Origin of the sequence: Sphingomonas sp. PP-CE-1G-424, from assembly GCF_004341085.1 — a bacterium.
Classification (GTDB): Bacteria; Pseudomonadota; Alphaproteobacteria; order Sphingomonadales; family Sphingomonadaceae; genus Sphingomonas.
This window is the reverse complement of sequence record NZ_SLXW01000004.1, coordinates 201,725-225,621: the sequence shown is the minus strand read 5'-3', so window position 1 is coordinate 225,621 and position 23,897 is coordinate 201,725. Positions and strand designations below refer to the sequence as shown.

At 65.9% G+C, this 23,897-nt stretch carries 21 protein-coding genes and 1 tRNA gene; 16 read left to right on the top strand and 6 right to left on the bottom strand.

Annotation, left to right across the window (positions count from 1 at the left end; all coding sequences use genetic code 11):
* Position 1: 1 nt before the first annotated feature.
* The 4 genes from C8J43_RS15195 to C8J43_RS15180 all read right to left on the bottom strand — a co-directional run bounded on the left by C8J43_RS15195 (position 2) and on the right by C8J43_RS15180 (position 4,020).
* Positions 2–364, bottom strand: a complete 363-nt coding sequence (locus C8J43_RS15195) for a DUF559 domain-containing protein (protein ID WP_133031642.1) — start codon at positions 362–364, stop codon at positions 2–4.
* 80 nt (positions 365–444) lie between these two features.
* The gene (locus tag C8J43_RS15190; protein ID WP_133031849.1) at positions 445–1,101 is read right to left on the bottom strand and encodes an ABC transporter ATP-binding protein; all 657 of its coding nucleotides are present in this window, start codon (positions 1,099–1,101) and stop codon (positions 445–447) included.
* 55 nt (positions 1,102–1,156) lie between these two features.
* A complete protein-coding gene (locus C8J43_RS15185) occupies positions 1,157–2,539 on the bottom strand; it encodes an efflux RND transporter periplasmic adaptor subunit (RefSeq protein WP_133031641.1) in 1,383 nt (460 codons plus the stop codon).
* Positions 2,539–4,020 carry an efflux transporter outer membrane subunit gene (locus C8J43_RS15180; RefSeq protein WP_133031640.1) on the bottom strand — a complete coding sequence of 494 codons (1,482 nt, stop codon included), beginning with the start codon at positions 4,018–4,020 and terminating at the stop codon, positions 2,539–2,541. Before C8J43_RS15180 ends, C8J43_RS15185 begins: the two co-directional genes overlap by 1 nt.
* A gap of 501 nt (positions 4,021–4,521) precedes the next feature.
* Here C8J43_RS15180 and otsB point away from each other — a divergent pair.
* From otsB to C8J43_RS15165, 3 genes are read left to right on the top strand one after another with little or no spacing between them, the layout of a single operon-like run.
* On the top strand, positions 4,522–5,313 hold the full coding sequence (gene otsB / locus C8J43_RS15175) for a trehalose-phosphatase (RefSeq protein ID WP_243645597.1): 792 nt from the start codon (positions 4,522–4,524) through the stop codon (positions 5,311–5,313).
* Positions 5,310–7,106, top strand: a complete 1,797-nt coding sequence (locus C8J43_RS15170) for a glycoside hydrolase family 15 protein (protein ID WP_056060739.1) — start codon at positions 5,310–5,312, stop codon at positions 7,104–7,106. The genes otsB and C8J43_RS15170 overlap by 4 nt, the downstream gene beginning before the upstream one ends.
* Positions 7,103–8,491 (top strand): trehalose-6-phosphate synthase, encoded by a 1,389-nt coding sequence (locus C8J43_RS15165; RefSeq protein WP_121903867.1) that lies wholly within the window; start codon positions 7,103–7,105, stop codon positions 8,489–8,491. The genes C8J43_RS15170 and C8J43_RS15165 overlap by 4 nt, the downstream gene beginning before the upstream one ends.
* A gap of 153 nt (positions 8,492–8,644) precedes the next feature.
* Here C8J43_RS15165 and C8J43_RS15160 read toward each other — a convergent pair whose 3' ends face one another.
* Positions 8,645–9,724 (bottom strand): mechanosensitive ion channel domain-containing protein, encoded by a 1,080-nt coding sequence (locus C8J43_RS15160; RefSeq protein ID WP_121903565.1) that lies wholly within the window; start codon positions 9,722–9,724, stop codon positions 8,645–8,647.
* A gap of 106 nt (positions 9,725–9,830) precedes the next feature.
* Between C8J43_RS15160 and C8J43_RS15155 the strand changes: the two genes are divergently transcribed.
* From C8J43_RS15155 to C8J43_RS15145, 3 genes are all read left to right on the top strand, one after another.
* A complete protein-coding gene (locus C8J43_RS15155) occupies positions 9,831–10,583 on the top strand; it encodes an NTP transferase domain-containing protein (protein ID WP_133031639.1) in 753 nt (250 codons plus the stop codon).
* Entirely contained in the window at positions 10,580–11,695 is a 1,116-nt protein-coding gene (locus C8J43_RS15150; protein WP_133031638.1) for a hypothetical protein, read from the top strand. Before C8J43_RS15155 ends, C8J43_RS15150 begins: the two co-directional genes overlap by 4 nt.
* A gap of 215 nt (positions 11,696–11,910) precedes the next feature.
* Positions 11,911–13,035, top strand: a complete 1,125-nt coding sequence (locus tag C8J43_RS15145; RefSeq protein WP_133031637.1) for a CDP-alcohol phosphatidyltransferase family protein — start codon at positions 11,911–11,913, stop codon at positions 13,033–13,035.
* A gap of 154 nt (positions 13,036–13,189) precedes the next feature.
* Here the strand turns inward: C8J43_RS15145 and asnB are convergent, their stop codons facing one another.
* A complete protein-coding gene (gene asnB, locus C8J43_RS15140) occupies positions 13,190–15,139 on the bottom strand; it encodes an asparagine synthase (glutamine-hydrolyzing) (RefSeq protein ID WP_243645596.1) in 1,950 nt (649 codons plus the stop codon).
* Between the two features lie 139 nt (positions 15,140–15,278).
* On the opposite strand from asnB, the gene C8J43_RS15135 reads away from it, so the two are divergent.
* From C8J43_RS15135 to C8J43_RS15085, 10 genes are all read left to right on the top strand, one after another.
* Positions 15,279–16,643, top strand: a complete 1,365-nt coding sequence (locus tag C8J43_RS15135; protein WP_133031636.1) for a lipopolysaccharide biosynthesis protein — start codon at positions 15,279–15,281, stop codon at positions 16,641–16,643.
* Positions 16,644–16,774: 131 nt separating this feature from the next.
* Entirely contained in the window at positions 16,775–17,236 is a 462-nt protein-coding gene (locus C8J43_RS15130) for a DUF2141 domain-containing protein (RefSeq protein ID WP_133031635.1), read from the top strand.
* An 85-nt stretch (positions 17,237–17,321) separates the two neighbouring features.
* The gene (locus C8J43_RS15125; protein ID WP_165899643.1) at positions 17,322–18,410 is read left to right on the top strand and encodes a diacylglycerol kinase family protein; all 1,089 of its coding nucleotides are present in this window, start codon (positions 17,322–17,324) and stop codon (positions 18,408–18,410) included.
* Positions 18,407–19,300, top strand: coding sequence for a hypothetical protein (locus C8J43_RS15120; RefSeq protein WP_133031633.1), 894 nt, complete (start codon positions 18,407–18,409; stop codon positions 19,298–19,300). The genes C8J43_RS15125 and C8J43_RS15120 overlap by 4 nt, the downstream gene beginning before the upstream one ends.
* Positions 19,297–20,064, top strand: coding sequence for a nucleotidyltransferase family protein (locus tag C8J43_RS15115; RefSeq protein ID WP_133031632.1), 768 nt, complete (start codon positions 19,297–19,299; stop codon positions 20,062–20,064). The genes C8J43_RS15120 and C8J43_RS15115 overlap by 4 nt, the downstream gene beginning before the upstream one ends.
* Positions 20,065–20,124: 60 nt before the next feature.
* On the top strand, positions 20,125–20,904 hold the full coding sequence (gene dapB, locus C8J43_RS15110; protein ID WP_121903572.1) for a 4-hydroxy-tetrahydrodipicolinate reductase: 780 nt from the start codon (positions 20,125–20,127) through the stop codon (positions 20,902–20,904).
* A gap of 4 nt (positions 20,905–20,908) precedes the next feature.
* Positions 20,909–21,610 carry an endonuclease III gene (nth, locus tag C8J43_RS15105; RefSeq protein WP_133031631.1) on the top strand — a complete coding sequence of 234 codons (702 nt, stop codon included), beginning with the start codon at positions 20,909–20,911 and terminating at the stop codon, positions 21,608–21,610.
* A 135-nt stretch (positions 21,611–21,745) separates the two neighbouring features.
* Positions 21,746–21,822: transfer RNA gene (locus C8J43_RS15100), tRNA-Arg, on the top strand.
* A 150-nt stretch (positions 21,823–21,972) separates the two neighbouring features.
* Positions 21,973–22,500, top strand: a complete 528-nt coding sequence (locus C8J43_RS15090) for a hypothetical protein (protein ID WP_207893417.1) — start codon at positions 21,973–21,975, stop codon at positions 22,498–22,500.
* A 604-nt stretch (positions 22,501–23,104) separates the two neighbouring features.
* Entirely contained in the window at positions 23,105–23,815 is a 711-nt protein-coding gene (locus C8J43_RS15085) for a hypothetical protein (RefSeq protein WP_133031629.1), read from the top strand.
* Positions 23,816–23,897 lie beyond the last annotated feature (82 nt).

Here is a 23,897-nt window from a genome sequence, read left to right as displayed (position 1 = left end):
TCTAAAGCCCCTCCCCTTCAGGGGAGGGGTTGGGGTGGGGAAGCCGCCAGTTCACACGCGCCGGTAATGATCGGGCAACCGAAAGAACGTGAAGGAGAACACCTTCGGCATTGGTCATGACGTCGACGTTGGTCACCCGAACAGTCGTGAATCCCAAGTCCTGCATCAAGGCGTCCCTGTTCCGATCTGTCGCCTGGTCGTGGGTATGGCCATCCACTTCGAGGATGAGGCCGATCGCAGGACAGAAGAAATCGACGATGCGACTGCCGAGCACAGCCTGCCGCCGGAACTTCAAGCCACCCAATTGGCTGTTGGATACGCCGCGCCACAAGCGCTTCTCTGGCTCGGTTGGTTCTCGACGCATATGTTTCGCGTGAACGGCCAGCGTTGCTCCCCACCCCAACCCCTCCCCTGAAGGGGAGGGGCTTTTCGGCGCCACGCCACTCACGAGTCCACGCTTTCGCCTTGGCGGTGCTGGGTTTCGATGCGTTCTACCAGGCCGTCCTTGAAGTGGACCACCGTCCGCGCGAACGCGGCCATGTCGGGTTCGTGGGTGACCATCAGGACCGTGATATTCTTTTCCGCATTCAACCGCATGAGCAATTGCATGATCTCGACCGAGCGTTCGCTGTCTAGGTTGCCGGTGGGTTCGTCGGCGAGCAGCACGTCGGGGCTGGTGACCAGCGCGCGGGCGATCGCGACGCGCTGTTGCTGGCCGCCCGACAGTTCCGCGGGGGTGTGATCCCACCAGTCCGCGAGCCCGACGGTGTCGAGGCTCGCCATCGCCGCATCTCGGCGGGCGCGCTTTTCGTCGCCGCGGTAGAGCAAGGGGAGTTCGACATTCTCCAGCGCGGACGTGCGCGAGAGGAGGTTGAAGCCCTGGAACACGAAGCCGAGGTGATTGCGGCGGAGCAGCGCGCGCTGATCGCGGTCGAGCGTCTCGACATGGTGGCCCTGGAACGTGAACGTCCCCGCGCTCGGCACGTCGAGGCAGCCGAGGATGTTCATCGTCGTCGACTTGCCCGACCCCGAGGGGCCCATCACCGCGACGAAATCGCCCGCCGCGATGTCGAGGTCGACGCCCTTGAGCGCCTGGAACATCGTCGCGCCGGTACCATACGTCTTGGTGACGCCGCGCAACGATATCAGCGGCGGATTACTGGCCACCACCCGCACCCTTGCTGGCCCCGCCCGACCGACGCGCGGCGGTCTTGGTCGTGTCGGTGCCGGTGGCGAGCTGGCCGATGATGATCTGCGCGCCGGGCTGGAGATTGCCCGACAGGACTTCGGTCATCGTCCCGTTGGTGTCGCCGGTCGTGATCTGCACCGGCTGCGGGGTGCCGTCGGCGCCTTTGACGTAGATCGTCTGCTGCGAGCCGCGATCGAGCTTGGCGGTCCGCGCGTTGCCACCGGCGCCGCGCCGTGGCCGGAAGGTCAGCGAGCCGGCGATGCCGCCGCCCTGATCCTTCGCGCCATCCGCGCTCGGCTTGAAGCGCAACGCCGCGTTGGGGACGAGCATGACGTTGCGCTTATCCGAGGTGACGATGTCCGCAGTCGCGGTCATGCCCGGGCGCAGCGTCAGCGACGGATTCGCGACGGTCAGGTCGGCGGCGTAGGACACGACCTGGCCGGTGGAGGTCGTCGCCGTGGTCGTCGTCGACGAGGTCGCCGAGCTGACCGTCAGGTTCGAACCGAGATCGACGCGCGTGATCGTCGCGGGGAAGGTCTGGCCGGGGAACGCATCCACCGTGAAGCTGGCCTTCTGGCCGACCTTGACCTCGCCGACGTCGGCTTCGTCGATCGCGACCTCGAGCTTCATCTTGGTGAGGTCTTCGGCGATAACGAACAGCGTCGGCGTGTTGAACGACGAGGCGACGGTCTGGCCCGGGTCGATCTGGCGCGCGAGCACCACCCCCGTCACCGGCGAGCGGATGATCGCACGCGCCCGCTGCGTCTGGTTCTGGGCGAGGAGCGCGCGGCTGGCGACGACGTTGGCTTCGGCGACCTTCTGTGCGGCGACGGCGCGGGCGTAATCGGCGCGGCCGGTCTGGAGCTCGGTCTTCGACGGTACGCGACCACCCGAGAGGCGCGAAACCTCTTCGAGGCGGTTCAGCTGCGCGCGCGATTCGGCGACGGTGGCCTGAGCTTGCGCGACCTGCGCCTCGTTCGCCGCGAGCTGCGCGCTGGTTTGGCGGATCTGGTCGTCGAGCTGTTCGGGATCGATCAGCGCGAGCGGCTGGCCCGCGGTCACGCGGTCGTTGACGTCGACGACGACCTTGGTGACGAGGCCCGACAGCTGCGAACCGACCGTGACCTGCGTGGTCGGGGCGAGCTTGCCGGTGGCGGACACCGTGACGGTCAAATTGCCGCGCTGCGCCGGTGTGCTCGAATATTGCGTCTGTTCTTTCGCGCCGAAGCACTTCGCGAGCAGCAGGCACAGCACGACCACGCCGACCGCGATCGCGACCCATTTGACGTAGCGCCGCCATGGCGCCTGCGGCTTTACGCCCAGGAAATCGTCGATCGATGCGTCGGCCATCAGCGTGCCTCTGAAGTGTTCTGCGCACGCGGTGGCGCTTCGGGAATGACGGTCGAATCCCAGCCGCCGCCGAGCGCCGCGTACAGCGCGATCAGCGCGGTGGCGGCATCGGCGCGCGCCTGCGTCGCGCCGTTGCGTGCGGACAGGAGCGCGGTTTCCTGCTGGTTGAGCGTGGTGAAATCGGTGAGGCCGGTGCGGTACTGGCTGCGGCTGAGGATCGCGGAATTGTTCGACGCGTCGAGCGCGATCGCGAATTGCCGCTCGCGTTCCTGCGCGGCCTGCAAGGCGACGACGGCGTTCTCGACATCCTCCAGCGCGGTCAGGACGGTCGATTTGTAAAGCGCGAGCGCGCCGTCGGCGGCGGCTTCGCTGGTGCGGACCTGCGAACGGAGACGGCCGCCGTTGAAGATCGCCTGCGTCAGCCCGGCGAACAGGCTGCCGGTGATCGCGTCGCCAATGCTGCCGATCGAGGTCGCATTGGTGTTCAGGTTGCCGGTTATCGCGAGCGCCGGGTAGAGTTGCGCCTTGGCGACACCGATCTGCGCGGTGGCGGCGGCGAGTGCGCGTTCGGCGGAGCGGATGTCGGGGCGCTGGCGCAGCGTATCGCCGGGGATGCCGACGCCGACTGCGGCGGGGCCGGTCGGGATCGCCTTCACGGGCGCCATCATCGTCCGGAGCGCGCCGGGGGCCTGTCCGGTCAGCACGCCGATGCGGGCGACAGCGGCGGCATATTGCTGGTCGAGGCTCGGGATCGTCGCGGCGGTCTGCGCGCGCTGGGCCCGCGCCTGTTCGGCGTCGACGCTGGAGACGAGCCCCGCCTGGACGCGGAAGCCGGCGATCTCGAGATTGTCGTCCTGGATCGCGAGCGACGCGCGGGCGTTGGCAAGTTGCTGCTGATACGAGCGGGCGAGGACGTAATTGCGGGCGACCTCGCTTTCGACGGAAATAAGCACGGTGGCGTAGTCGTAGCCGGACGCGGCGTATTCGGCGCGGCTGGCCTCAACGGTGCGGCGAATCTCGCCGAAGACGCCGACCTGATAGCTGGCGCTGGCGCCAACCGTGAAGCTGTTGGTGCCGCCGCCGCCGGTGTCGACGACGGTGCCGTCGGGCAGCGTGAACGAGCGTCCACCGCCGCGGACGTTCTCGTTGCGCTGATAGCCGGCCGAGCCGTTGACCGTCGGGAGCAGCGACGCGCGGTTCTGCAGCAGGCTTTCGCGGGCCTGGCGGAGGCGGGCGACCGACTGTGCGATGTCGAGGTTGGCGGCGGCAGCCTGCTCGACGATCTGGCCGAGGACGGGGTCGTCGAACTTCTGCCACCAGCGGGTGAGGTCTTCGGGCTTGGTTTCGGGGGTGACCGAGTATGCGTCGGGGACGCCCAGCTCGGCGGCGGCCTTGGGGTGGTAGTCCGGGCCGACGGTGCAGCCGGCTAGCAGGACGCCCGCGGATACGGGTGCGAAGAGAAGGACGCGGACGCGGGACATGGGCGGCAGGCATGACCAAGCGGCGTTTGCTAGTCCAGCGGTTTTGTGTCGCGAGGTGTCGCAGGTGGGGTGGATTGGAGGGGTCGGCTTCAGCTAGCGCCGGCGCCGCGGACTTGCTCGGCTGCTATCCCTTTGGGACGTGGATGCGCTGTCCAACGTGGGTCACTCCCCGCTGCTTTGTTCTCCCGCGAAGGCGGGAGTCCAGTCTGGGTCCCCGCCTTCGCGGGGAAACAAGGTTTGCAGGCCTGAAAGGGAGTGAGATGCGCATCCTTTAGCACCTCCCCGGCGGAGGCCGGGGCCCAGTTGGAACGTCTGAGGTGATATCGCGCAACATGCTTCATTGCCGTCCCCCAACTGGGCCCCGGCCTTCGCCGGGGTGGTGGGATGGGGTAACTTCGGTGGCGTTTGCCGCAGTCACCCCTCCCCACCCCGAAAATCGAACCGCACCCGTTCCAATTTTGCAGTGCAGCGGAACGGAGCGGTGGCGCTAGGGGTTCAGGGATGATGCTAGCCGAACGCCAGCCCGCGACTGATGTCCTCGCGCCGCCCCCCACCTTGCCCTATGCCGTGCCCGACGCCGTGAGCCTTTTCTTCGATTTCGACGGGACGCTCGTCGACTTGGCCGCAACGCCGGATGCGGTCGTGGTGAGCCAGATGCTGCTCGATACGCTTGATACGCTCGCCAAGCGCTTCCCCGGTCGCGTCGCGATTATCAGCGGGCGGTCGATCGCGCAGCTCGACGCGATGCTCGGCCGCCACGCGCACCTGTTCGCGGTCGCGGGCAGCCACGGCGCCGAAACGCGTACGCCCGACGACGGCCATGTCGCCGCCGAGCGCCCTGCCTCGCTCGAAGCCGCCGCCGACTCGTTCCGCGACTTCGCCGACGCCAACGGCCTCGTCTACGAAGCCAAGAGCCTCGGCGCCGGGCTGCATTACCGGATGGCGCCCGACTTCGAACCCGCCGCGGTCCGCCTCGCCGAAGACCTTGCCGTCACCCACGGCCTCACGCTCCAGCGCGGCAAGATGATGGTCGAACTGCGCACCCCCGGCGACAAGGGCGCGGCGCTGCGCGACCTGATCACGGCACCGGCGATGGCGGGCAGCGTGCCGTATTTCTTCGGCGACGACGTCACCGACGAGGACGGGTTCGAGGCCGCGCACGACCTTGGCGGGGCGGGCGTGCTGATCGGCGAGCAACGGCCTACCGCCGCCACCTACCGCCTGAACGACGTTGCCGCACTTCGCGACTGGATTGCTGCCATATTGGAAACACCCACGTTGGAAACACGATGACCGCACCTACCCAAAAAGCCGACATGAATCTCTGGCCGATCGGCAATTGCCAGGTCTCCGCGCTGATCGACAAGACCGGCACATTCGTCTGGGGTTGCGTGCCCCGCGTCGACGGCGACCCGGCATTCTGCGCGCTGCTCGGCGGCGATGCGCCCAAGACCGGGTTCTGGGCGATCGAACTCGAAGGCGGCGCGAAGACCACGCAGGCCTATATCCGCAACACGCCGATCCTGGTCACGCGCCACGAGGACGAGGCCGGCAACGCGGTCGAGGTGATCGATTTCTGCCCGCGCTTCGTGCGTGAGGGGCGGACCTATCGCCCGACCAGCTTCGTGCGGATCGTCAAGCCGGTTGCTGGCTCGCCGCGCATTCGCGTTAGGATGCGGGTCGCGACGAACTGGGGGAAGCCGACCGAGCACACGCAGGGTTCGAACCACATCCGCTTCCTGATGGACGATCAGACGCTGCGGCTGACCACCGACGCGCCGGTCGGGCATATCGTCGGCGAGAACTGGTTCCGGCTCGAACGCCAGATGCACCTGTTCCTCGGGCCAGACGAGAGTTTCGCAGGCGTGCTGCACGAGGCGGCGGAGGCGATGCTGTCGCGGACCAAGGACGAGTGGCGGCACTGGGTGCGCGGCCTCGCGACGCCGGTCGAGTGGCAGGACGTCGTCATCCGCGCCGCGATCACGCTGAAGCTGTGCCAGCACGAGGAGACCGGCGCGATCGTCGCCGCGCTCACCACCTCGATCCCCGAGCATGAGGGGTCGGAGCGTAACTGGGACTATCGCTACTGCTGGATCCGCGACGCCTATTATACCGTGCAGGCGCTGAACCGCCTGGGTGCGCTCGACGTGCTCGAAGGGTATCTCGAATACCTGCGCAACATAGTCGATGCGTCGAAGGGCGGCCATGTCCAGCCGTTGTACGGCGTCGGCGGCGAGGCGACGCTGATCGAGCGGATCGAGAGCGACCTGCCCGGCTATCGCGGCATGGGCCCGGTGCGCGTCGGCAACCAGGCGTACGAGCAGATCCAGCACGACGCGTACGGCCAGATCATCCTGTCCGACGTCCAGGCGTTCTTCGACAAGCGGCTGTTCCGGATGTCGAGCGAGGAGGATTTCAAGAGCCTCGAACTCGTCGGCGACCGCGCGTGGGAGACCTACGACAAGCCCGACGCCGGGCTGTGGGAACTGCGTACCAAGGCGCACGTCCACACCTATTCGGCGGCGATGTGCTGGGCGGCGTGCGACCGGCTGGCGAACGCGGCGGAGGTTCTCGGGCTCGAGGATCGCCGGACCTTCTGGGAAGAGCGCGCCAACACCATTCGCACGACGATCGAGCAGTCGGCTTGGCGCGAGGATACGCAGCGTATCTCGGCGACGTTCGGTGGCGACGATCTCGACGCGAGCCTGATCCAGCTGCTCGACCTGCGCTTTTTTGCACCCGACGATCCGCGGTTCCAGTCGACGCTGAAGGCGGTCGAGGAGGGTCTGCGGCGTGGCAGCCACATGCTGCGCTACGCAACCGAGGATGATTTCGGCCTGCCGCACACCGCGTTCAACGTCTGCACCTTCTGGCTGATCGAGGCGCTGCATGCGACCGGCCGGACCGCGGACGCGCGCGCGCTGTTCTGCGAGATGGTCGCGCGGCGGACGCCTGCCGGGCTGCTGTCGGAGGATATCGATCCGAATACCGGCGAGCTGTGGGGCAATTATCCGCAAACCTATTCGCTGGTGGGGCTGATCAACTGCGCGGTCCTGCTCAGCAAGCCGTGGAGTGCCGTCCGATGAGCCGCCTCGTCGTCATCTCGAACCGCGTCCAGTCGGTCGATGCCCCCTCGGGCAACCAGGGTGGCCTTGCGGTCGCGCTGCTCGCCGCCCTGCGCGAAAAGGGCGGCGTGTGGTTCGGCTGGTCGGGATCGACCACCGAGACCTTCACCGGGCACATCAATTTCCAGCAGGGCAAGGGCGTCACCACCGCGACGATCGACCTCGAGGAGCAGGATTTCGACGAATATTATAACGGCTATGCGAACCGGACCTTGTGGCCGCTGTTCCATTACCGGATCGACCTGACCGAGTTCGAGCGCGATTTCTCCAGCGGCTATGCTCGCGTGAACAAGCGGTTCGCGGAGACGGTGCTGCCGTTGATCGAGCCCGAGGATCTTGTGTGGGTCCACGATTACCACCACGTCCCGCTCGGGCAGGAACTGCGCAAGCTCGGCGTCGAGAACAAGATCGGGTTCTTCCTCCACATCCCGTGGCCGCCGATGGCGATGCTGCTGTCGCTGCCGAGCCACCGCGCACTGGTCGAATCGATGTTCGCGTACGACGTGATCGGGTTCCAGACGCAGGACTGGCTCGACAGCTTCCTGCATTACGTCACGAGCCAGCTCGACGGCGTGGTCGGCGAGGATGGCTGGGTGACGGTCGGTGATCGCACGATCAAGGCGATCGTCACGCCGATCGGGATCGAGACCGCGGACTTCGAGAAGTCGGCGAACAGCGACGCGGCGCGGCATTCGAAGGAGCGGATGTACATGTCGGCGACCGGGCGCAGCCTGATCGTCGGGGTCGACCGGCTCGATTATTCGAAGGGGCTCGCCGAGCGATTTGCGGGCTATGAGCGCTTCCTCGGATCGCATCCGGACCGGCGCGGGCTGGTCTACATGCTGCAGATCGCGCCGCCTTCGCGTGAGAAGGTCGATACCTACCAGGAGATTCGCGCGAACCTCGATTCGATGTCGGGGCGGATCAACGGCGAATATTCGGACATCGATTGGACCCCGATCCGCTACGTCAACCAGGGCTTTCCGCGTGACGTGCTGGCGGGAATTTATCGCGCGGCGCGTGTCGGGCTGGTGACGCCGTTGCGCGACGGGATGAACCTGGTCGCGAAGGAATATGTCGCGGCGCAGGATCCCGAGGATCCGGGCGTGCTGGTGCTGTCGCACTTCGCGGGCGCGGCGACGCAGCTGAAGGACGCGGTGCTGGTCAATCCGTACAGCCCCGAGGAGATGTCCGACGCTATCGACCGAGCGCTGAAGATGCCGCTGGCCGAGCGGAAGGAACGCTGGGAGAAGCTGATCGACAACGTCCGCAAGGAGGACGTGATGTGGTGGTGCGAGCTGTTCATCACCGCGCTCGAGGCGGTACCGGAGCACGTCGAGGCCTGACTTCTTGGCCCCCTGGATAGGAGGGGCCTAACTTTCTTGCCCCCTCCCTGGAAGGGAGGGGTTGGGGGTTGGTCGGCCAGTTTCAGCCAATACACCTGGGACTATGCCGAAGCCGACCCACCCCCGGCCCCTCCCTTCCAGGGAGGGGGGAAGTTAGGCGCGGCTCACCGGGTCGGGCGCCATCAGCAGGCGGTTGCGCGGGATCGCTTCGGGCATTTCCTCGCGGATATACTTCAGCAACGCCTCGCGCACATCACACCGCAGATCGAACGCGATCGCCGCATCCTTGGCGGTCATCAGCCCGCGCAGTTCGATGCAGTCCGTCTTCACGTCCGTCACCTGGAGGTTGTAGAATCGCTTGTCCCAGCGCGGATTCGACGTGACGATCTCGCCCAGTTTCTCGCGCAGCCGCGGCACATCCGCGGACGGATCGAGATACCAGAACACCGAACCCATCAACTGGCTGGTCTCGCGCGTCCAGTTCTGGAAGCTCTGCTCGAGGAACTTCGACACCGGCACGACGAGGCGCCGCTCGTCCCAGATCTTGATGACCACGAACGTCAGGTTGATCTGCTCGACCCGCCCCCATTCGCCGTCGACGATCAGCACGTCGTCGATCCGGATCGGCTCGGTGAACGCCATCTGCACGCCGGCGATCAGGTTCTTGAGCGCGGGCTGCGCGGCGGCACCGACGACGAGGCCGGCGATACCCGCCGACGCCATCAGCGTGACGCCTATCGAGCGGATGCCGGGGACGCTCAGCAGCATCAGGCAAACGCTGATGAAGACGATGAAGAACGTCCCGATCCGCCCAAGGATCGCTGCCCGCGTGCGTTTCCGCCTGGCGCGGAGATTGTCCTCGACCGAGATGTCGGCGCGGATCTCGATGACATCCTGGAACGCGCGCAACGCCGCGACCGCGAGCCAGCCGAGCAGTGCGGGGATCAGGAACCCGAGCAACTGCTTCCACAGGTCCTCGATGTCGTTGTCCATCGGCAGGATCCGCGCGACGAACGCGACCGCGACCGAGACGAATACCGCACGCAACGGCCGACGGACGCGGGCGAGGACGAGTCCGTCGGTCTTGGCGGTCGAGCGGCGCTGGGCGTGGCCGCCGATCCGCATCGTCAGCCAGTGCGCGATCAGCGCGACGAGGACGGCCGCCGCGACGACGGCGACGCTCTCCAGCCAGACCCATTCATGGGGTATGTGAAGCGATCTGAATATGCGCATGTAGGCGCAACGGTGCGTGGCCGCGGATGTTCCGCTGCAGTGCAGCATGGTCGCGCGATACATGGTAGCTTTTTTCCTGCCACACTTCGTGCGTAAGTCCGCGCCCATGAAGGCCATCATCCTTGCTGCCGGTCACGGATCGCGGCTGTTGCCGTTGACGCTGACGACGCCGAAATGCCTCGTGCAGGTCGGCGGTCGTGCGATCCTCGATCATCAGCTCGACGCGGTGGCGGACGCCGGGTTCGAGGGCGCGGTGATCGTCGGCGGCTATCGGATCGAGCAGGTCGCGGCGCATCTGGCGGCACGCATGTCCGACCTGCCGACCGAACTCGTGTTCAATCCGTTCTGGTCCGCCGCGAACAGCATCGGCAGCGTGTGGGCGTCGCGGGCATATCTCGAAGCGCCGTTCGCGTTGATGAATGGCGACACGCTGTTCGATGCGGCGATTTTGCGCGCGGCGCTCGCTGATCGAGGCGGCGATCCGGGATCGGGCGTGAAGCTGGTCATCGAGCCGCTGGTGACGCCGGGGCTCGACGATATGCTGGTCGAGGCGGACGGCGACGCTGTCGTCGCGGTCGGCAAGCATCTGGTCGGACATCAGGCGACCGATCGCTCGCTCGGGCTGATCGTGTCGACCGGCGGCGGCGCGTATGCCGAGGCATTGCGCGCGGTGATCGGCGAGGAGGATGGTATCCACGCCTACCACCACGCCGTCGTCCGCCGCGTTGCGGAGACCGTCGGCGTACGTGCGGTGCGGATCGCAGGGAATGTCCGCTGGCAGGAGATCGACCGGCCGGAAGACATCGCGCTGTGGCAGCACGATCACGACGCACCTGCGGGCGGCGCTTCGGGATCATGACGCGGAAAGTCGCGTTCCTGTTTCTCGGCGAGACGCTGCTGATCCCGCATCTGTATCCGATCGTCGAGGCGCTCGCTGCCGCGTCGGACGTGCCGATCGAGCTTTGGGTGAGCACGTCGGTGCACGAGACGTTGCTGACGCGGTGGACGGCGCCCTTCCCTACCGTTCGAATCCGGCGGGCACCGGGGTTTCGGGTGGTTGCGGACGACGGCAGCGGGCGTAATCCGGTGCTGCCGTCGAAGATGCCGATGCTGCTCCGGCTGCTGCCGTATCTTCGCAGCGCGGCGGTCGTCGTGTGCGCCGAGCAGACGAGCCTGTGGCTGCCGCGGCTGTTTCCGCTGCGCGCGAAGTTCGTGAAGACCTCGCACGGGGTTGGCTCGATGAGCGCGCGCGATGATCCGCGGCGGCGGGCGGCGGCACTGACTTTGGTGCCGAGCGAACTCGAGCGGCAGACCTATATCGACCGCGGGTTCGCGGCCGAGCGGTTCGTCGCGACCGGCTATGTGAAAGCCGACTTCACGCACCGGACGCACGCCGCGCCGCCGTTCGCGGATACGCGGCCGGTCGTCCTGTATACGCCGCATTGGCAGCAGCATCGCTCGTCCTGGTGGCGCTGGGGGGCGGGGGTCGTCCGGCGGCTCGTCGCGGACGGACGCTACAATCTGATCTTCGCGCCGCACCAGCGACTGGTCGAGCGCGCGCCCGAGGTGGCGGATCTGATGCGCGAGATTGGTGACCTGGCGCATGTGCACTGCGACATCGACGGGTTCGCGATGGTCGACGGGAGCTATACCGGCGTCGCGGACGTGTATCTGGGCGATACGTCGAGCCAGGTGATCGAATTCCTGATGCGGCCGCGGCCTTGCGTGTTTCTCAATGCGGGGGGTGCCGATTGGGAGGGCGATCCGAATTACGCGATGTGGGTTTGTGGCGAGGTGGTTGGCAACGTTGCGGATGTTGTCGCGGCGGTGGATCGGTCGGCATTGAGGCATGCAGACTATGCGGCAGTTCAGGCGGAGTTTGCCGGGCGGTCGCTGGGGGCGGTCGAGGGTGGCGCGGCGAGAGCGGCGGGAGAGATCGTTCAAATGTTGGAGGCCACGCCCGCCCGCTAAACCTGCACCACCCCGGCGAAGGCCGGGGCCCAATTGGGGGACGTTGCCAACGAAGGACTGCGCGAGGTTACGCCGGCCATTCCAATTGGGCCCCGGCCTTCGCCGGGGTGGTGGACTCGGGGTGATGCAATCGGGGTGGTGGTTCGGGGTGGTCCTTGAGAGCCGATGCCCCTCCCCCTCTCGCTTTCACGACCAGATCGGGTAACGGGTGCGGCATGGTAGATTCGACAGCCCCTACGCCAGCGCTCCGGACCGTCCGGGCGAACGACACGCTGCTCTGGGGCATGACCAATGCCGAGCGGATCCGGCGGATCGGCGTCGCGCAAGGGTTGCCGACCGATGTCGACGGCGACACCGGCCCGGTGATCCTCGCCAATCTCGCCTACGCGTTCGACCCGATGTGGATCGCGTATCTGAAGACCCGGCCCGGTACCGTCGTCACGCGCACCGGCGTGCCCGTCCTTGCGCATGTCCGCGACGCCGACGAGCGTGCGCGGATGACCGCGGCGATGCTCGGCGAGGCGCCGCTGGTGACCGGGCTGACGGTGATCGCCGCCGAGGCCGAGGAAGGCATTTTCAACGAGGCACTGCGCAAACGCGAGCGGCCGTTCGCCGAACTCCTGACCCCCGCTGCGGTGCCGACGATCGAGCGTGCGAGCTATGTCGGTGCGTACAAGGGTGTCACCGACCTGCTGACCAAGTATCTGTGGCCGGAATGGGCGCTGGCGATCACGCGGGTCTGCGCGCGCGCCGGGATCACGCCGAACCAGGTGACCGCGCTCGGTTCGGTGCTGTGTATCGTTGCGACCGTGGCGTTCTGGTATGGCTGGTTCTGGACGGGCCTCGCGACCGGCCTCGTGTTCATGGTGCTCGACACCGTCGATGGGAAGCTCGCGCGGTGCACGATCACCTCGTCGAAGCTGGGGAATGCGTGGGATCACGGGGTCGACCTGGTGCATCCTCCGTTCTGGTGGTGGGCCTGGGCGGCGGGGTGCGTGCCGTACGGGCGGCCGCTCGAGGACGGTATGTTCTGGGCGGTGATCGGGACGATGCTGTTCGGCTATGTCGCGCAGCGGCTGATCGAGGGGGCGTTCATCGTCCGGTTCGGGATGCACATCCACGTGTGGGAGCGGTTCGACAGCTGGTTCCGGCTGATCACCGCGCGACGCAATCCGAACATGGTGATCCTGTTCGCGGGGTTGCTGGTGACGCGGCCGGACTGGGGGATCATCGGGGTCGCCGCGTGGACCGCGATCTCGCTGGTGGTGCATCTGGTGCGGCTGGTGCAGGCGATGGTTCGTAAGGCTCGGGGTGAGACGCTGACGAGTTGGATGGCGTAGCCGCGGCTGAACACCCCCCTTCCGCTCGTCCTGAGTAGCCATCGAGTAGCTGCTCTTGCAGCGTATCGAGAGGGCGTATCGAAGGACAGGTTGGCGCGCGGAACCCATGCTTCGATACGCGCCCTCGATACGCTTCTGCAAAGCTACTCGGTCGCTACTCAGCACGAACGGAAAGAGAGGTGGGCCGCCCGATCCACCACAGGCAGTAGATCGCCAGCGCGTACAGGAAGCGGCTGTAATCCCGTTTTCCCGCACGGTGATCAGCGAACACCTTGTCGACCGCGCCGGGGCGCCAGATGCCTTGCTCCCGCACGCCGCTGTCGCGCCACAGCTGCTCCGCATACGCGCCGAAATCGCCGGCGAACCATGCGGCCAGCGGCATCTGGAAGCCCTGTTTGCGGCGGTCGAGAATCCCTTCCGGCAGCCACGGCGCGATCGCCTGGCGGATCACGTATTTGCCGATCTTGCCGTGCAGCTTCATGTCGGCGGGCATCGACAACGCGAGCTCGACCATGCCCTGCCCCAGCATCGGCACGCGCACCTCCAAGGAATGCGCCATGCTCGCGCGGTCGACCTTGGTCAGCATCGCGCCGGGGAGATTGAGCGCTAGGTCGGCGAGACCGAACTGCTCGAGCGTGTCGGTCGAGATCGCGTCCGCATCGGGGAAATATTCCGCGACCAGTGCGGCGATCCCGCCCTCCTCCTCGGCGATGAACTCGGCCGAGAATATCTCGCGGCGGAAGGCTTCGTTGGTGATCTGCGTCTTGGCGAAGAACCGCGCGATGCCGTTCGGGAGCGCGGCGCTGCCGGTGGTTTTCCGCCAGCGTTGCAGCACTGCGTTCGCATGGCGTGAGGGCAAAGTCGGGACCGCATCCAGCGCGCGTGCCAGGCGACGCAGCGGGGCCGGCAGCGCACCGATCCGCCGTTCGGTCGCGTGGCGCTTGTAGCCGAAGAACAGCTCGTCACCGCCATCGCCCGACAGCGCGACCTTCACCTCCTGCGCGGCGATCTGGCTGACGTACCAGGTTGGCACCGCGGAGGGATCGGCGAACGGCTCGTCATAGCAATGCTGAACCTCAGGCAGCATCGCCTGCGCGTCTGCGAGTTCCAGGGTGCGCGTGACGTGGTGGCAGCCGAGATGCCGCGCGATCGCCTCGGCATGCGGCGATTCGTCGAAGCGCGGGTCGGGGAAGCCGATCGTGAAGGTGCGCACCGGGCGATCCGAGACCTGCGCCATCGCCGCGACCACCGCGGACGAGTCCACGCCGCCCGACAGGAATGCGCCGACATCGACATCCGCGACCATCTGCTTGCCGATCGTGTCGAGCCATTCGTTGCGGAAGCGCTCGATCCACGCCGCCTCGGACCTGGGTTCAGAGGGATGATAGGCCGGCGTCCAATAGGCGCGCGTCGTCGGCGGACCGCTCGCCTCGACGGTCATCACATGACCCGGCGGCAGCGTGCGGACCTGCGCGTAGATCGAGCGCGGGGTGCGGACATGGCCGAAGCTGAAATAATCGTGGAGTGCGCGCCGATCGACGTCGAACGCCATGCCGGGCAGCAGCGTCAGCGTCTTCAGCTCGGAACCGAACGCGAACCCGGCGGCCTGATCGGTGTAATAGAGCGGCTTGATCCCGATCGGATCGCGCGCCAGCGTCAGGCGGCGGGCATGCGTATCCCACACCGCGACCGCGAACATGCCGTCGAGCCTTGCCCAGACGTCGTCGCCCCAGCGCTCATAGCCGGCGAGGATGACCTCGGTATCGCCCGCACTCTCGAACACGCGGCCCAGCGCCTGCAACTCGCGCCGCAATTCGCGGAAATTGTAGATCTCGCCGTTGAAGACGAGCGCGTAGCGTTGGTCGGGCGAATGGAACGGCTGATGCCCGCCCTCGATGTCGATGATGCTCAGCCGGCGCATCCCGAAGCCGAAATCGCCATCGGTCATCACGCCCTGGTCGTCGGGCCCGCGGTGCAAGATCGCGTCGCACTGCGCGGTAATGAGCGGCGCGGTGACGAGGCGGGGCGAAACGGCAGCGCTACCTCGCGCGTAAAGGCCGGCAATTCCGCAGATGACGAACGATCCCTCGCATGACGGCGGCACCGCCGCCCGATCGCGCGCGGTCTAGGAGCCGCCCGCCGCTTTGTCACCTCTGCCCCGCTGCGCGCTTTGCCCCCGGCTGCGCGCTCCGCCCGCGCGCATCTTGCCGCAGTCGTCGCCGCACTCTAGGGGCCGGTCGCAGATGGTTCAGGACCCCGCTCCTTCTCCGGCTCCGGCGGATGCGTCGGCGCGCGCCGGCACGACCGGGATATTCCGGGCGGCCGCGCGCAATCTCGGCTGGCTGCTCGCAAGCCGCAGCGTTCTCGCGATCCTGTCGCTTTTCTATCTCGGCTTCGCGACGCGCACGCTGGGTGTCGTCGATTTCGGCCGGTTCGCGTTGATCACCGGTGCCGCGCAGGCGTTGGCGACCTTCGTCGGGTTCCAGACCTGGCAGATCATCGTCCAATATGGCGTCGAGCCGATCCAGCACGGCGACACGCCGCGGCTCGCACGGCTGCTCCGCCTGTCGGCGATCCTCGACATGTGCAGCGCGCTGGTCGGGGCCGGACTGACCGTCGCGATCCTGTTCGCGTGGAGCGACGGATTCGGCATCCCGCCCGACCTGATGCGCGACACGCTGATGTTCGCGGTGGTGCAGTTGATCACGATCCGCTCGACCCCGCTGGGGATCCTGCGGTTGCGCGACAAATTCTCGCTGTCCGCGGTCGCCGACAGCATGACACCGATCATGCGCTTCGTCGGCGCGGGCGCTGCGATGATCTTCGAACCGACGATCCGCGGCTTCATGCTCGCCTGGGCGCTCGCCGAGATCGTCACCGCCGCGACCTATTGGATCATGGTCGCGAAAAGCGGCGATCTGCGCCTGCTCGCGAGCGGCCGGGGCCCGTGGCGGCAGGTGCGCGACGAAAACCCCGGCATCGTCCGCTTCTCGCTGAGCACCAACGCGAGTGCGACGCTGGGCCTGTCGAGCAAGCAGATCCCGCTGCTGCTGGTCGGCGCGTCGATCGGCCCCGCCGCGGCCGGCGCGTTCCGGCTCGCGACTCAGCTGGCGCAGGCGCTGGCCAAACTGTCGCAGATGCTGTCACGCGCCGCCTTCCCCGAGATCGTCCGCGCGGTGCGGACTGCCGAGCCGTCGCGCCTGCGCCGTATCCTGATCCGGACGATGCTGGCGAGTACCGCCGCGGCGCTGGTGATCCTGGCGATCGTCGCGCTGGTCGGCGAGCCGATCCTAAAGCTCGTCGGCGGCAAGTCGTTCGGCCATGCCTATCCGGTGCTGCTGTGGCTGGCGGCAGCGGGCTGTTTCGACCTCGCCACGGTCAGCCTCGATACGGTGATGACCGCGCTCCACCGCGCCGGCACCGTCTTCGCAATCCGCGCGGTGGGCGTGCTGCTGCTGTTCGTCGCGGCGTTCGCGCTGATGCCGACTTATGGTTCGACGGGAATCGCCGCGGCGGTCGGCGTCGGCTCGGTGGCAGTCGCGATCCTGCTCGGATTTGCCGCCGCGCGAATGACCCGCACGCCGCGCGTCGGGGCAGAAACGGCTTAGTCAGCATGGCTCGACGGCGCATGCCGTTGCACCCCATGCTGCGACAAAGACGGCGATAAAGGCTGCGTTCACGGCGTAAATGTCATCAGCGCGCCGCTGTATCGCCACTTTTACCCGGTCTTAGTCTGTCGATGAACCCTTTATTCCTTATGATCCTGGCCGCGGTGGCGGTGCTCGCGCCGATCCAGGCGCAGGCGGCCGAGAGCTGCCAAGGTACGCCGGGCAATGGCAACGCCAGGCTGATCCTGGAAGCGACGACGATGCACAACGCCGTCGGCGAGGTCGCCTTCACGGTGTATCCCGATGACAAGAAACGGTTTCTGGCGAAGGGCGGCAAGCTCGTCCGGGCGCGCGTATCCGCCGCGAGCCCACACGCCTGTTTCTGGCTGAAGCCCGGCTATTACGCCATCGCGCAATATCACGACGAAAACAGCGATCATGATTTCAACCGGACGCTGTTCGTGCCGAAGGAGGGATTCGGCTTTTCGAATGACGCTCCGACGTCGATCGGACTGCCATCGTTCGCGTCGGTCCGCACCGCCCTGCCCGCCTCGGGCACGACCGTGCGGATGAAGATGCGGTATCGTCGATGAACTAAACCCCGTTCACAGACATTGAACGGAAATCTTCCTGACACAAATTTGTAGCGGTTATGTGCCGCGACGGGTATCTACTATCGTGGCTAATGTCGTTTCGAACTTCAATGCATTCAGCGGGCCTTCGCTCTCGCCACCGGCACCGCCGGCATGGCGGCCCGACGGCCTGTTCGATCCGGCCGTCGCCGATCGGTACGGCGTGACCCCGCGCGAGGCCGCCGCGAAGATCCGTACCGGTATCATCTGCAATCCCAAAAGCCATCGCAACCGCAGCAGCGTCGAGGCGACCAAGCCGTTCCTGTCGGGCACGGTGCTCGCGGTGACGCCGCGCACGCAGGCAGAACTCGCCGAAGTACTGACCGATTTCGCGCGCCACGGCATCGAATTGCTGGTGATCGACGGCGGCGACGGCACGATCCGCGATGTGCTGACCGCGGCCGCCCGCGTTTGGACCGGTGCCGCCCCGCGCGTCGCGATCGTTCCGTCGGGCAAGACCAATGCGCTCGCGCTCGATCTCGGCATTCCCGACGACTGGACGCTCGATCAGGCGCTGACCGCGGCGCGCGACGGGACCGTCAAGGTCCGCAGCCCGATCGAGGTGGTGCGCAAGACCGACGGCACCCGCCTGCACGGCTTCCTGTTCGGGGCCGGTGCGTTCGTGCACGCGACGGCCCTGGCGCAGCGCACCCACCGGGCCGGCGCGTTCAACGGCGTCGCGGTCGGACTGGCGCTGTGCTGGGCGATCCTGCAGACGCTGTTCGGCGGTGCCAACAGCGCATGGCGCGCGGGCGATCGCATGCGGATCCGGTATCAGGGTGGCGCGGCACCAGCCTACGCCGCTGGCGCCAATGCCGACACCGATCGTGCGCGGTATCTGATGCTGGCGTCGACGCTCCAGCACATGCCGGTCGGTATCCGGCCGTTCGGCACGCCGCGCGAAGGCCTGAAGACGCTGGTGGTCGACGCCCCGCCGCGCTGGCTGGCCGCTGCGACACCGCTGATCGTGACCGGATCGCCGGCCGCGTGGCTCGATCGTGCGGGCTATCACCGGATCGATTCGGCGTCGCTCGACCTGTCGATGGGCTCGGGGTTCATCCTCGACGGCGAAGTCTATCCCGGTGGCGACCTGACCGTGCGCGAAGGCAAGCCGCTCCGCTTCGTCGTCCCTTGAGCGCGCTGGCCGACGTCGTGCGGCGTCAACTGGCGGTCCCGACGATCCAGCCGGTACGCGATATCGCCGAGATTCTCGCCGCCCATGCCGATGTCGTCGCGGTGTTGTTCTACGGGTCCAACTTGCGGACCGGCGCGACCGAAGGGGTGCTCGATTTCTACGTGCTGACCGCCGGTCCGCCCGAGCGGGGTATCTGGCCGACCGTCAGCTACCGCGAATTCGCGATGTCGGGCGAAACGCTGCGCGCGAAAATCGCGACGATGCGGATGGCGACGTTTGCAAAGGCCGCCGCGGCCAAATCGCTCGATACCACCATCTGGACGCGGTTCGTGCAACCGTCGGCATTGGTCTGGGCGCGCGACTCCAGCGCCGCTGATGCGGTCACCGCGGCGATCGGCGAGGCCACCAAATCCGCGGCCCGGTTCGCGGCGGCGCTCGGGCCGGACGCTGGTACGGCGGACGACTATTGGCGCGCGCTGTTCCGCCAGACCTACGCCGCCGAACTGCGCGTCGAACGCAAGGGACGCGAGGGGCAGATTCTCGGCTTCGATCCGGACCGCTACGCTCGGTTGCTGCCGCTCGCGTGGACCGCCGACGGGATCGCGTTCGCCGACGACGCAGGCGTGCTGCGCCCGAGCCTTTCCACCGAGAGCCGTAACCGACTGTTGCGTGCCTGGCGCCGCCGCCGCCGGGCCGGCAAACCGATCAACGTCGCGCGGCTGGTCCGGGCCGCGTTCACCTTCGAGGGCGCTGCGCAATACGGGCTGTGGAAGGTCGAGCGCCATACCGGGATCGCGGTGCCCCTGACCCCGTGGCGAGAGAAGCACCCGATCCTCGCGGCACCCGGCATATTCTGGCGGGTATGGCGCGCGCGGGCGAACCCTGCATGAGCGAGGGGTTCAGTGCGTTGATCCTGGCGGGATCGCGCGGCGGGGTCGATCCCGTCGCGGGGTATGCGGGCGTTTCGCACAAGGCGCTGATCGTGCTCGAGGGCGAGACGTTGCTCGCGCGTGTCGCGCGGGCTTTGCGCGATGCGGGAGCGACGCGGATCGCCGTCTCGGTATCCGACGACGCGGTCCGCGCGGAGGCGACCGCGTTGGGGCTCACCGTGCTGACCGCCGCCAACGGCCCCAGCCTCAGCGTGCGCCAGGGCATCGCCGCGCTGGGCACGCCATTGATGGTGACAACCGCCGACCACGCCCTCCTCCACCCCGACTGGATTCGCCGGTTCCGGGCCGATGCGCCGCCGAGTGCCGACGTCGCGGTCCTGCTCGCGCGGCGTGACGTGATCGAACGCGCGGCGCCGGGAACCAAACGCACCTATCTGCGGTTCGCCGATGGCGCCTGGTCGGGCTGCAACCTGTTCCAGTTCGCCACCCCGCGCTCGATCGCTGCGCTCGATCTTTGGGCGCAGGTCGAGGCGGATCGCAAACGGCCGTGGCGGATCGTTCGTCGGCTGGGCGTCGGCACGTCGCTGCGCTATCTGTCCGGCAGGCTGACGCTGGTCGATGCGGTTGCGCATCTCGGCCGGATGGCGGGATTGAACGCCGCCGCGGTCGCGACGCCGTACGGTCTCGCGGCGGTCGACGTCGACAAACCCGGCGATCTCGATCTGGTCCGTGCGCTCCTCGCCGAGCAGCGCGCCGCGCACTAATTTACCGCTAACAGGCAGAACCACCTGCCCCGGCGGCCGGTTTTGTGGCAGGGCGGCGGCATGCAAACGACAACGCTTTCCGCCCGCCCGAACCGCCCCGCCGCGTCCGCGACCACCGCGATCGGCATCTACGGCAGCGCCGGCCGGATGGGCCGCGCGATCGCCGACGCGATCGAGAGCGCCGGCGCGACGCTGGCCGGCGGCGTCGACGCCGGCGAGGACCCGAACGCGATCGCGAAGCTCGCGGACGTGATGGTCGATTTCTCGACTCCGTCCGCGATCGAGGCGCATCTTGCCGCGGCACGCGCCGCAGGCACCGCGATCGTGATCGGCACCACCGGCTTGTCACCGCAGCACCAGTCGCTGATCGATGCCGCCGCCAGCGACATCGCTGTGCTGCAAACCGGGAACACCTCGCTCGGCGTGACGCTGCTCAACATCCTGGTCCGCGATGCCGCCGCGCGGCTCGGTGCCGACTGGGATATCGAGATCGTCGAGATGCATCACCGCCACAAGGTCGATGCGCCGTCGGGCACCGCGTTGCTGCTCGGCGAGGCGGCCGCGAAGGGGCGCGGAACGACGCTGGCGGAACTCCGCGTCGACAGCCGCGCCGGTCTGGTCGGTGCGCGCAGCGAGGGCACGCTAGGCTTCGCCTCGGTGCGCGGCGGGTCGGTGATCGGCGACCACAGCGTGATCTTCGCGGGCGAAGGCGAGCGGATCGAGCTCAACCACCGCGCCGATGACCGGTCGATTTTCGCGCGCGGCGCCGTGCAGGCGGCGATCTGGCTCGCCGGACAGCCCGCCGGTCGATACCGGATGGGCGACGTGCTCGGTCTCTAACGCGGTGAAAAAGGCCGACGTCGTCGAATTCTATGCGAGGCTGGCTGAGGCCGATCCGCATCCCGAGACCGAACTCGAATTCGTCAATCCGTACACGCTGGTCGTCGCGGTCGCGCTATCGGCGCAGGCGACCGATGTCGGCGTCAACAAGGCGACGCGCGCGCTGTTCCGCGAGGTCGACACGCCCGCGAAGATGGTCGCGCTCGGGCTCGATGCACTGAAGGGGCACATCAAGACGATCGGGCTCTACAACACCAAGGCGAAGAACGTCATCGCGCTCTCGCAGATGCTGATCGACGACTATGGCGGCGAAGTGCCCAACGACCGCGATGCGCTCGAGCGGCTGCCGGGCGTCGGTCGCAAGACTGCCAACGTCGTGCTGAACGTCGCGTTCGGCGCGGAGACGTTCGCGGTCGACACGCATATCTTCCGGGTCGGCAACCGCACCGGCCTCGCCCGCGGCAAGACCCCGCTCGCGGTCGAACTGAAACTCGACAAGGCGACGCCGCAGCCGTTCCGCCTGCACGCGCACCACTGGCTGATCCTGCACGGCCGCTATGTCTGCAAGGCACGGACGCCCGAATGCTGGCGGTGCATCGTCAACGACCTGTGCAATTACAAACCTAAGACGCCGCGGCCCAAGGAGCGGGGCAAGAGCACGGGCGGAACGGCGAGCTTGCCAAGTATGCCAAATACGGAGTCATGACGCGTTTTGCACAGGTCTAACGGATGCATATCACCGTCTCGTGCGACTAATACGCGCGCGACCGACACAGCGCGACAGCGATCAGCATGAAAACGGCTGGCGCAGCCCGCCACGCTTTGCTAGGCGAGCCATCCGGCACCCGTAGCTCAGCTGGATAGAGCGCTGCCCTCCGAAGGCAGAGGCCACTGGTTCGAATCCAGTCGGGTGCACCAAACTTCATTTATTTCCCCCTAATTTAACGCCTTAGCGGCATCTTTGGCTAACCTTTCCGCAAGGTTAGCCAAAAGCTTGTCTGCGGCAGTGTCTGAAAGCGTGCGCTGATCAGCCGCTGCAGTGTACCGCGCGACCTCGCTGTCGGTCGTATGACCGGTCCACGCCTTGATCTCTTGGTTCGAGCAACCGGCCTCAGCGCCGCGCGGCGGCTTTGCGCAGGCCGTGCGCCGAGCAATTCGGCGAACCGCGAGGTGTTCGATGGATTCTGGCAGATCGTCATCGACGATTTCGGTTCCATCACCCACAGCATGGAGAACGATACACGCCAGACCTATGCGCGGACGTACCTGACGGGGATCTGTCGCGAGGTAGGCGTGCCGCTCAGCGTCGACCTCATGATCGAACTGAGCCGTGCGCGCGGCAAGCTCACTTATGACATGGTCTGGCGCCGGTTCGATCAGGTCCTCGCCTCACGCGAGGAACAGCCGGATCATCCCATAGAGTCCGCTCAACAGATCGGTTACGCATACGCCGGTCGGGACGACCAGCTCGAGCCATCGGAGCAACCTGATCATCGTCCCGCCCTCCCCGACCCGCGGGGGCGGCCCGACGTCCCCCTCGGCCCTTCTACCCCAAATACAGCGCAAGAACCCCTGCCTCGCCCGCAAGCTTTTTAGGTGGCTTTCGATGCAGTTTGCGATGTGCCGCAGAGGACCGGAAAACCTAGCCCTAAGGGGCGGTTTCGAGCGCATGGATTGGATGCAGATTGCCGCACCTGGGGTGCTTCAGCAAGGCCGACATGCGTGTTTTAAAATCGCGCTGAATTACGCATCTAAAAGGCGCAGGCCCCCCGCCTAGCCCACATCATGTTCGCAGCGCAAACGTGTGTTCAAAAATTGGGCGGAGCTGAATCCAAAATTAGCCGGCATCGTAATGTGGTCTGTTCAGGTGCTAAGCGGCACAAATAGAACTGATTCTAAATGACGTCGGTTGACCTGCAGTTTTTCACCGCTCAATATACGCAATGAAATACTGCGGCGTTGTCAGTGAGGCATAAATAAACATGACAAGATCAAATGATCTGTTCGAGCCAGCCTTCGATTCCGTCAGATGGGCTCGTCAATCGATCGATGAGCCGGAGGCCGCAATATCCGGTTTTTTTCTAAATCCTGCCCATACTGAGCAGTTTGTAGAACGAGATCCCGCATCGGGCTCTAATATCCTAAAAGTCAGGTTGTTAGAAGATATCCCGTCTGATTTCCGACGGCATATAAACCAAGCTTGACATTGGCTCGCAGCTCTTTTGACCAAGTACTTCATGCCGCTTACGAGACAACAGGTTACCCCACAAAAAGAGTGATGTACCCTTGGGCAGAAAACCTTGATAAACTAAATGTTTACCTTAAAAAGGTCCCCGGCCCTTTCCAGAAATTGATCAGTATTCTCTCATTCCTCGACCCAATTCCTCCAGGGAATGGTGGTGATAATATCATAAGAGAGATGGCATTTCTTTCTAATCGAAAGCATGATGTCGGAATAAAGCTAGGCGCGTCAGCGGATATTAGAGATATTGAAGTTAGAATGCCTAATGCCGTTGTAGATTTTGGATTTACTCATTGGGGCCCAATTAAAAAAGAGATAGAAGTACTAAGATGGATTAATGATACTGGACCAGGCCTTATATCATTCAAACTTTACTTTTACGCCGGCCTCGACACTCCGGGCGAATTAGGCGAAACTCCAGCGACCAACCCAGTTCGATCATTCATAGACAAAGCTGACATTGTTTACGAAAGCTTCAAGCTAAAGTGTGAGGAAATTCTATCAGACGAAGCAGTATCGGAATCACTCATTGAAAGCTCATCGGCGCACGTCCTTGCAGCGACGGACTGGCGATCCAGGATTAAAATCAAGCCGCCCGAGAGAACGGTCCGTCCACCCACAAATCTTCGAGGGTTGTCACGTTCAACAATTACGACACCGAAAAAATAACGCGGTGTTCACGCGTTGATACATCCAACTGACCAAACACTGGTCAATGCTGCTCACTAGACTAGGCCATTCATGTCTTTTT

Coding starts and splice junctions, on each gene's coding strand:
- C8J43_RS15195 (WP_133031642.1), bottom strand. CDS start 364: ATGCGTCGAGAACCAACCGAGCCAGAGAAGCGCTTGTGGCGCGGCGTA.
- C8J43_RS15190 (WP_133031849.1), bottom strand. CDS start 1,101: ATGTTCCAGGCGCTCAAGGGCGTCGACCTCGACATCGCGGCGGGCGAT.
- C8J43_RS15185 (WP_133031641.1), bottom strand. CDS start 2,539: ATGGCCGACGCATCGATCGACGATTTCCTGGGCGTAAAGCCGCAGGCG.
- C8J43_RS15180 (WP_133031640.1), bottom strand. CDS start 4,020: ATGTCCCGCGTCCGCGTCCTTCTCTTCGCACCCGTATCCGCGGGCGTC.
- otsB (WP_243645597.1), top strand. CDS start 4,522: ATGATGCTAGCCGAACGCCAGCCCGCGACTGATGTCCTCGCGCCGCCC.
- C8J43_RS15170 (WP_056060739.1), top strand. CDS start 5,310: ATGACCGCACCTACCCAAAAAGCCGACATGAATCTCTGGCCGATCGGC.
- C8J43_RS15165 (WP_121903867.1), top strand. CDS start 7,103: ATGAGCCGCCTCGTCGTCATCTCGAACCGCGTCCAGTCGGTCGATGCC.
- C8J43_RS15160 (WP_121903565.1), bottom strand. CDS start 9,724: ATGCGCATATTCAGATCGCTTCACATACCCCATGAATGGGTCTGGCTG.
- C8J43_RS15155 (WP_133031639.1), top strand. CDS start 9,831: ATGAAGGCCATCATCCTTGCTGCCGGTCACGGATCGCGGCTGTTGCCG.
- C8J43_RS15150 (WP_133031638.1), top strand. CDS start 10,580: ATGACGCGGAAAGTCGCGTTCCTGTTTCTCGGCGAGACGCTGCTGATC.
- C8J43_RS15145 (WP_133031637.1), top strand. CDS start 11,911: ATGGTAGATTCGACAGCCCCTACGCCAGCGCTCCGGACCGTCCGGGCG.
- C8J43_RS15135 (WP_133031636.1), top strand. CDS start 15,279: ATGGTTCAGGACCCCGCTCCTTCTCCGGCTCCGGCGGATGCGTCGGCG.
- C8J43_RS15130 (WP_133031635.1), top strand. CDS start 16,775: ATGAACCCTTTATTCCTTATGATCCTGGCCGCGGTGGCGGTGCTCGCG.
- C8J43_RS15115 (WP_133031632.1), top strand. CDS start 19,297: ATGAGCGAGGGGTTCAGTGCGTTGATCCTGGCGGGATCGCGCGGCGGG.
- dapB (WP_121903572.1), top strand. CDS start 20,125: ATGCAAACGACAACGCTTTCCGCCCGCCCGAACCGCCCCGCCGCGTCC.
- C8J43_RS15090 (WP_207893417.1), top strand. CDS start 21,973: ATGACCGGTCCACGCCTTGATCTCTTGGTTCGAGCAACCGGCCTCAGC.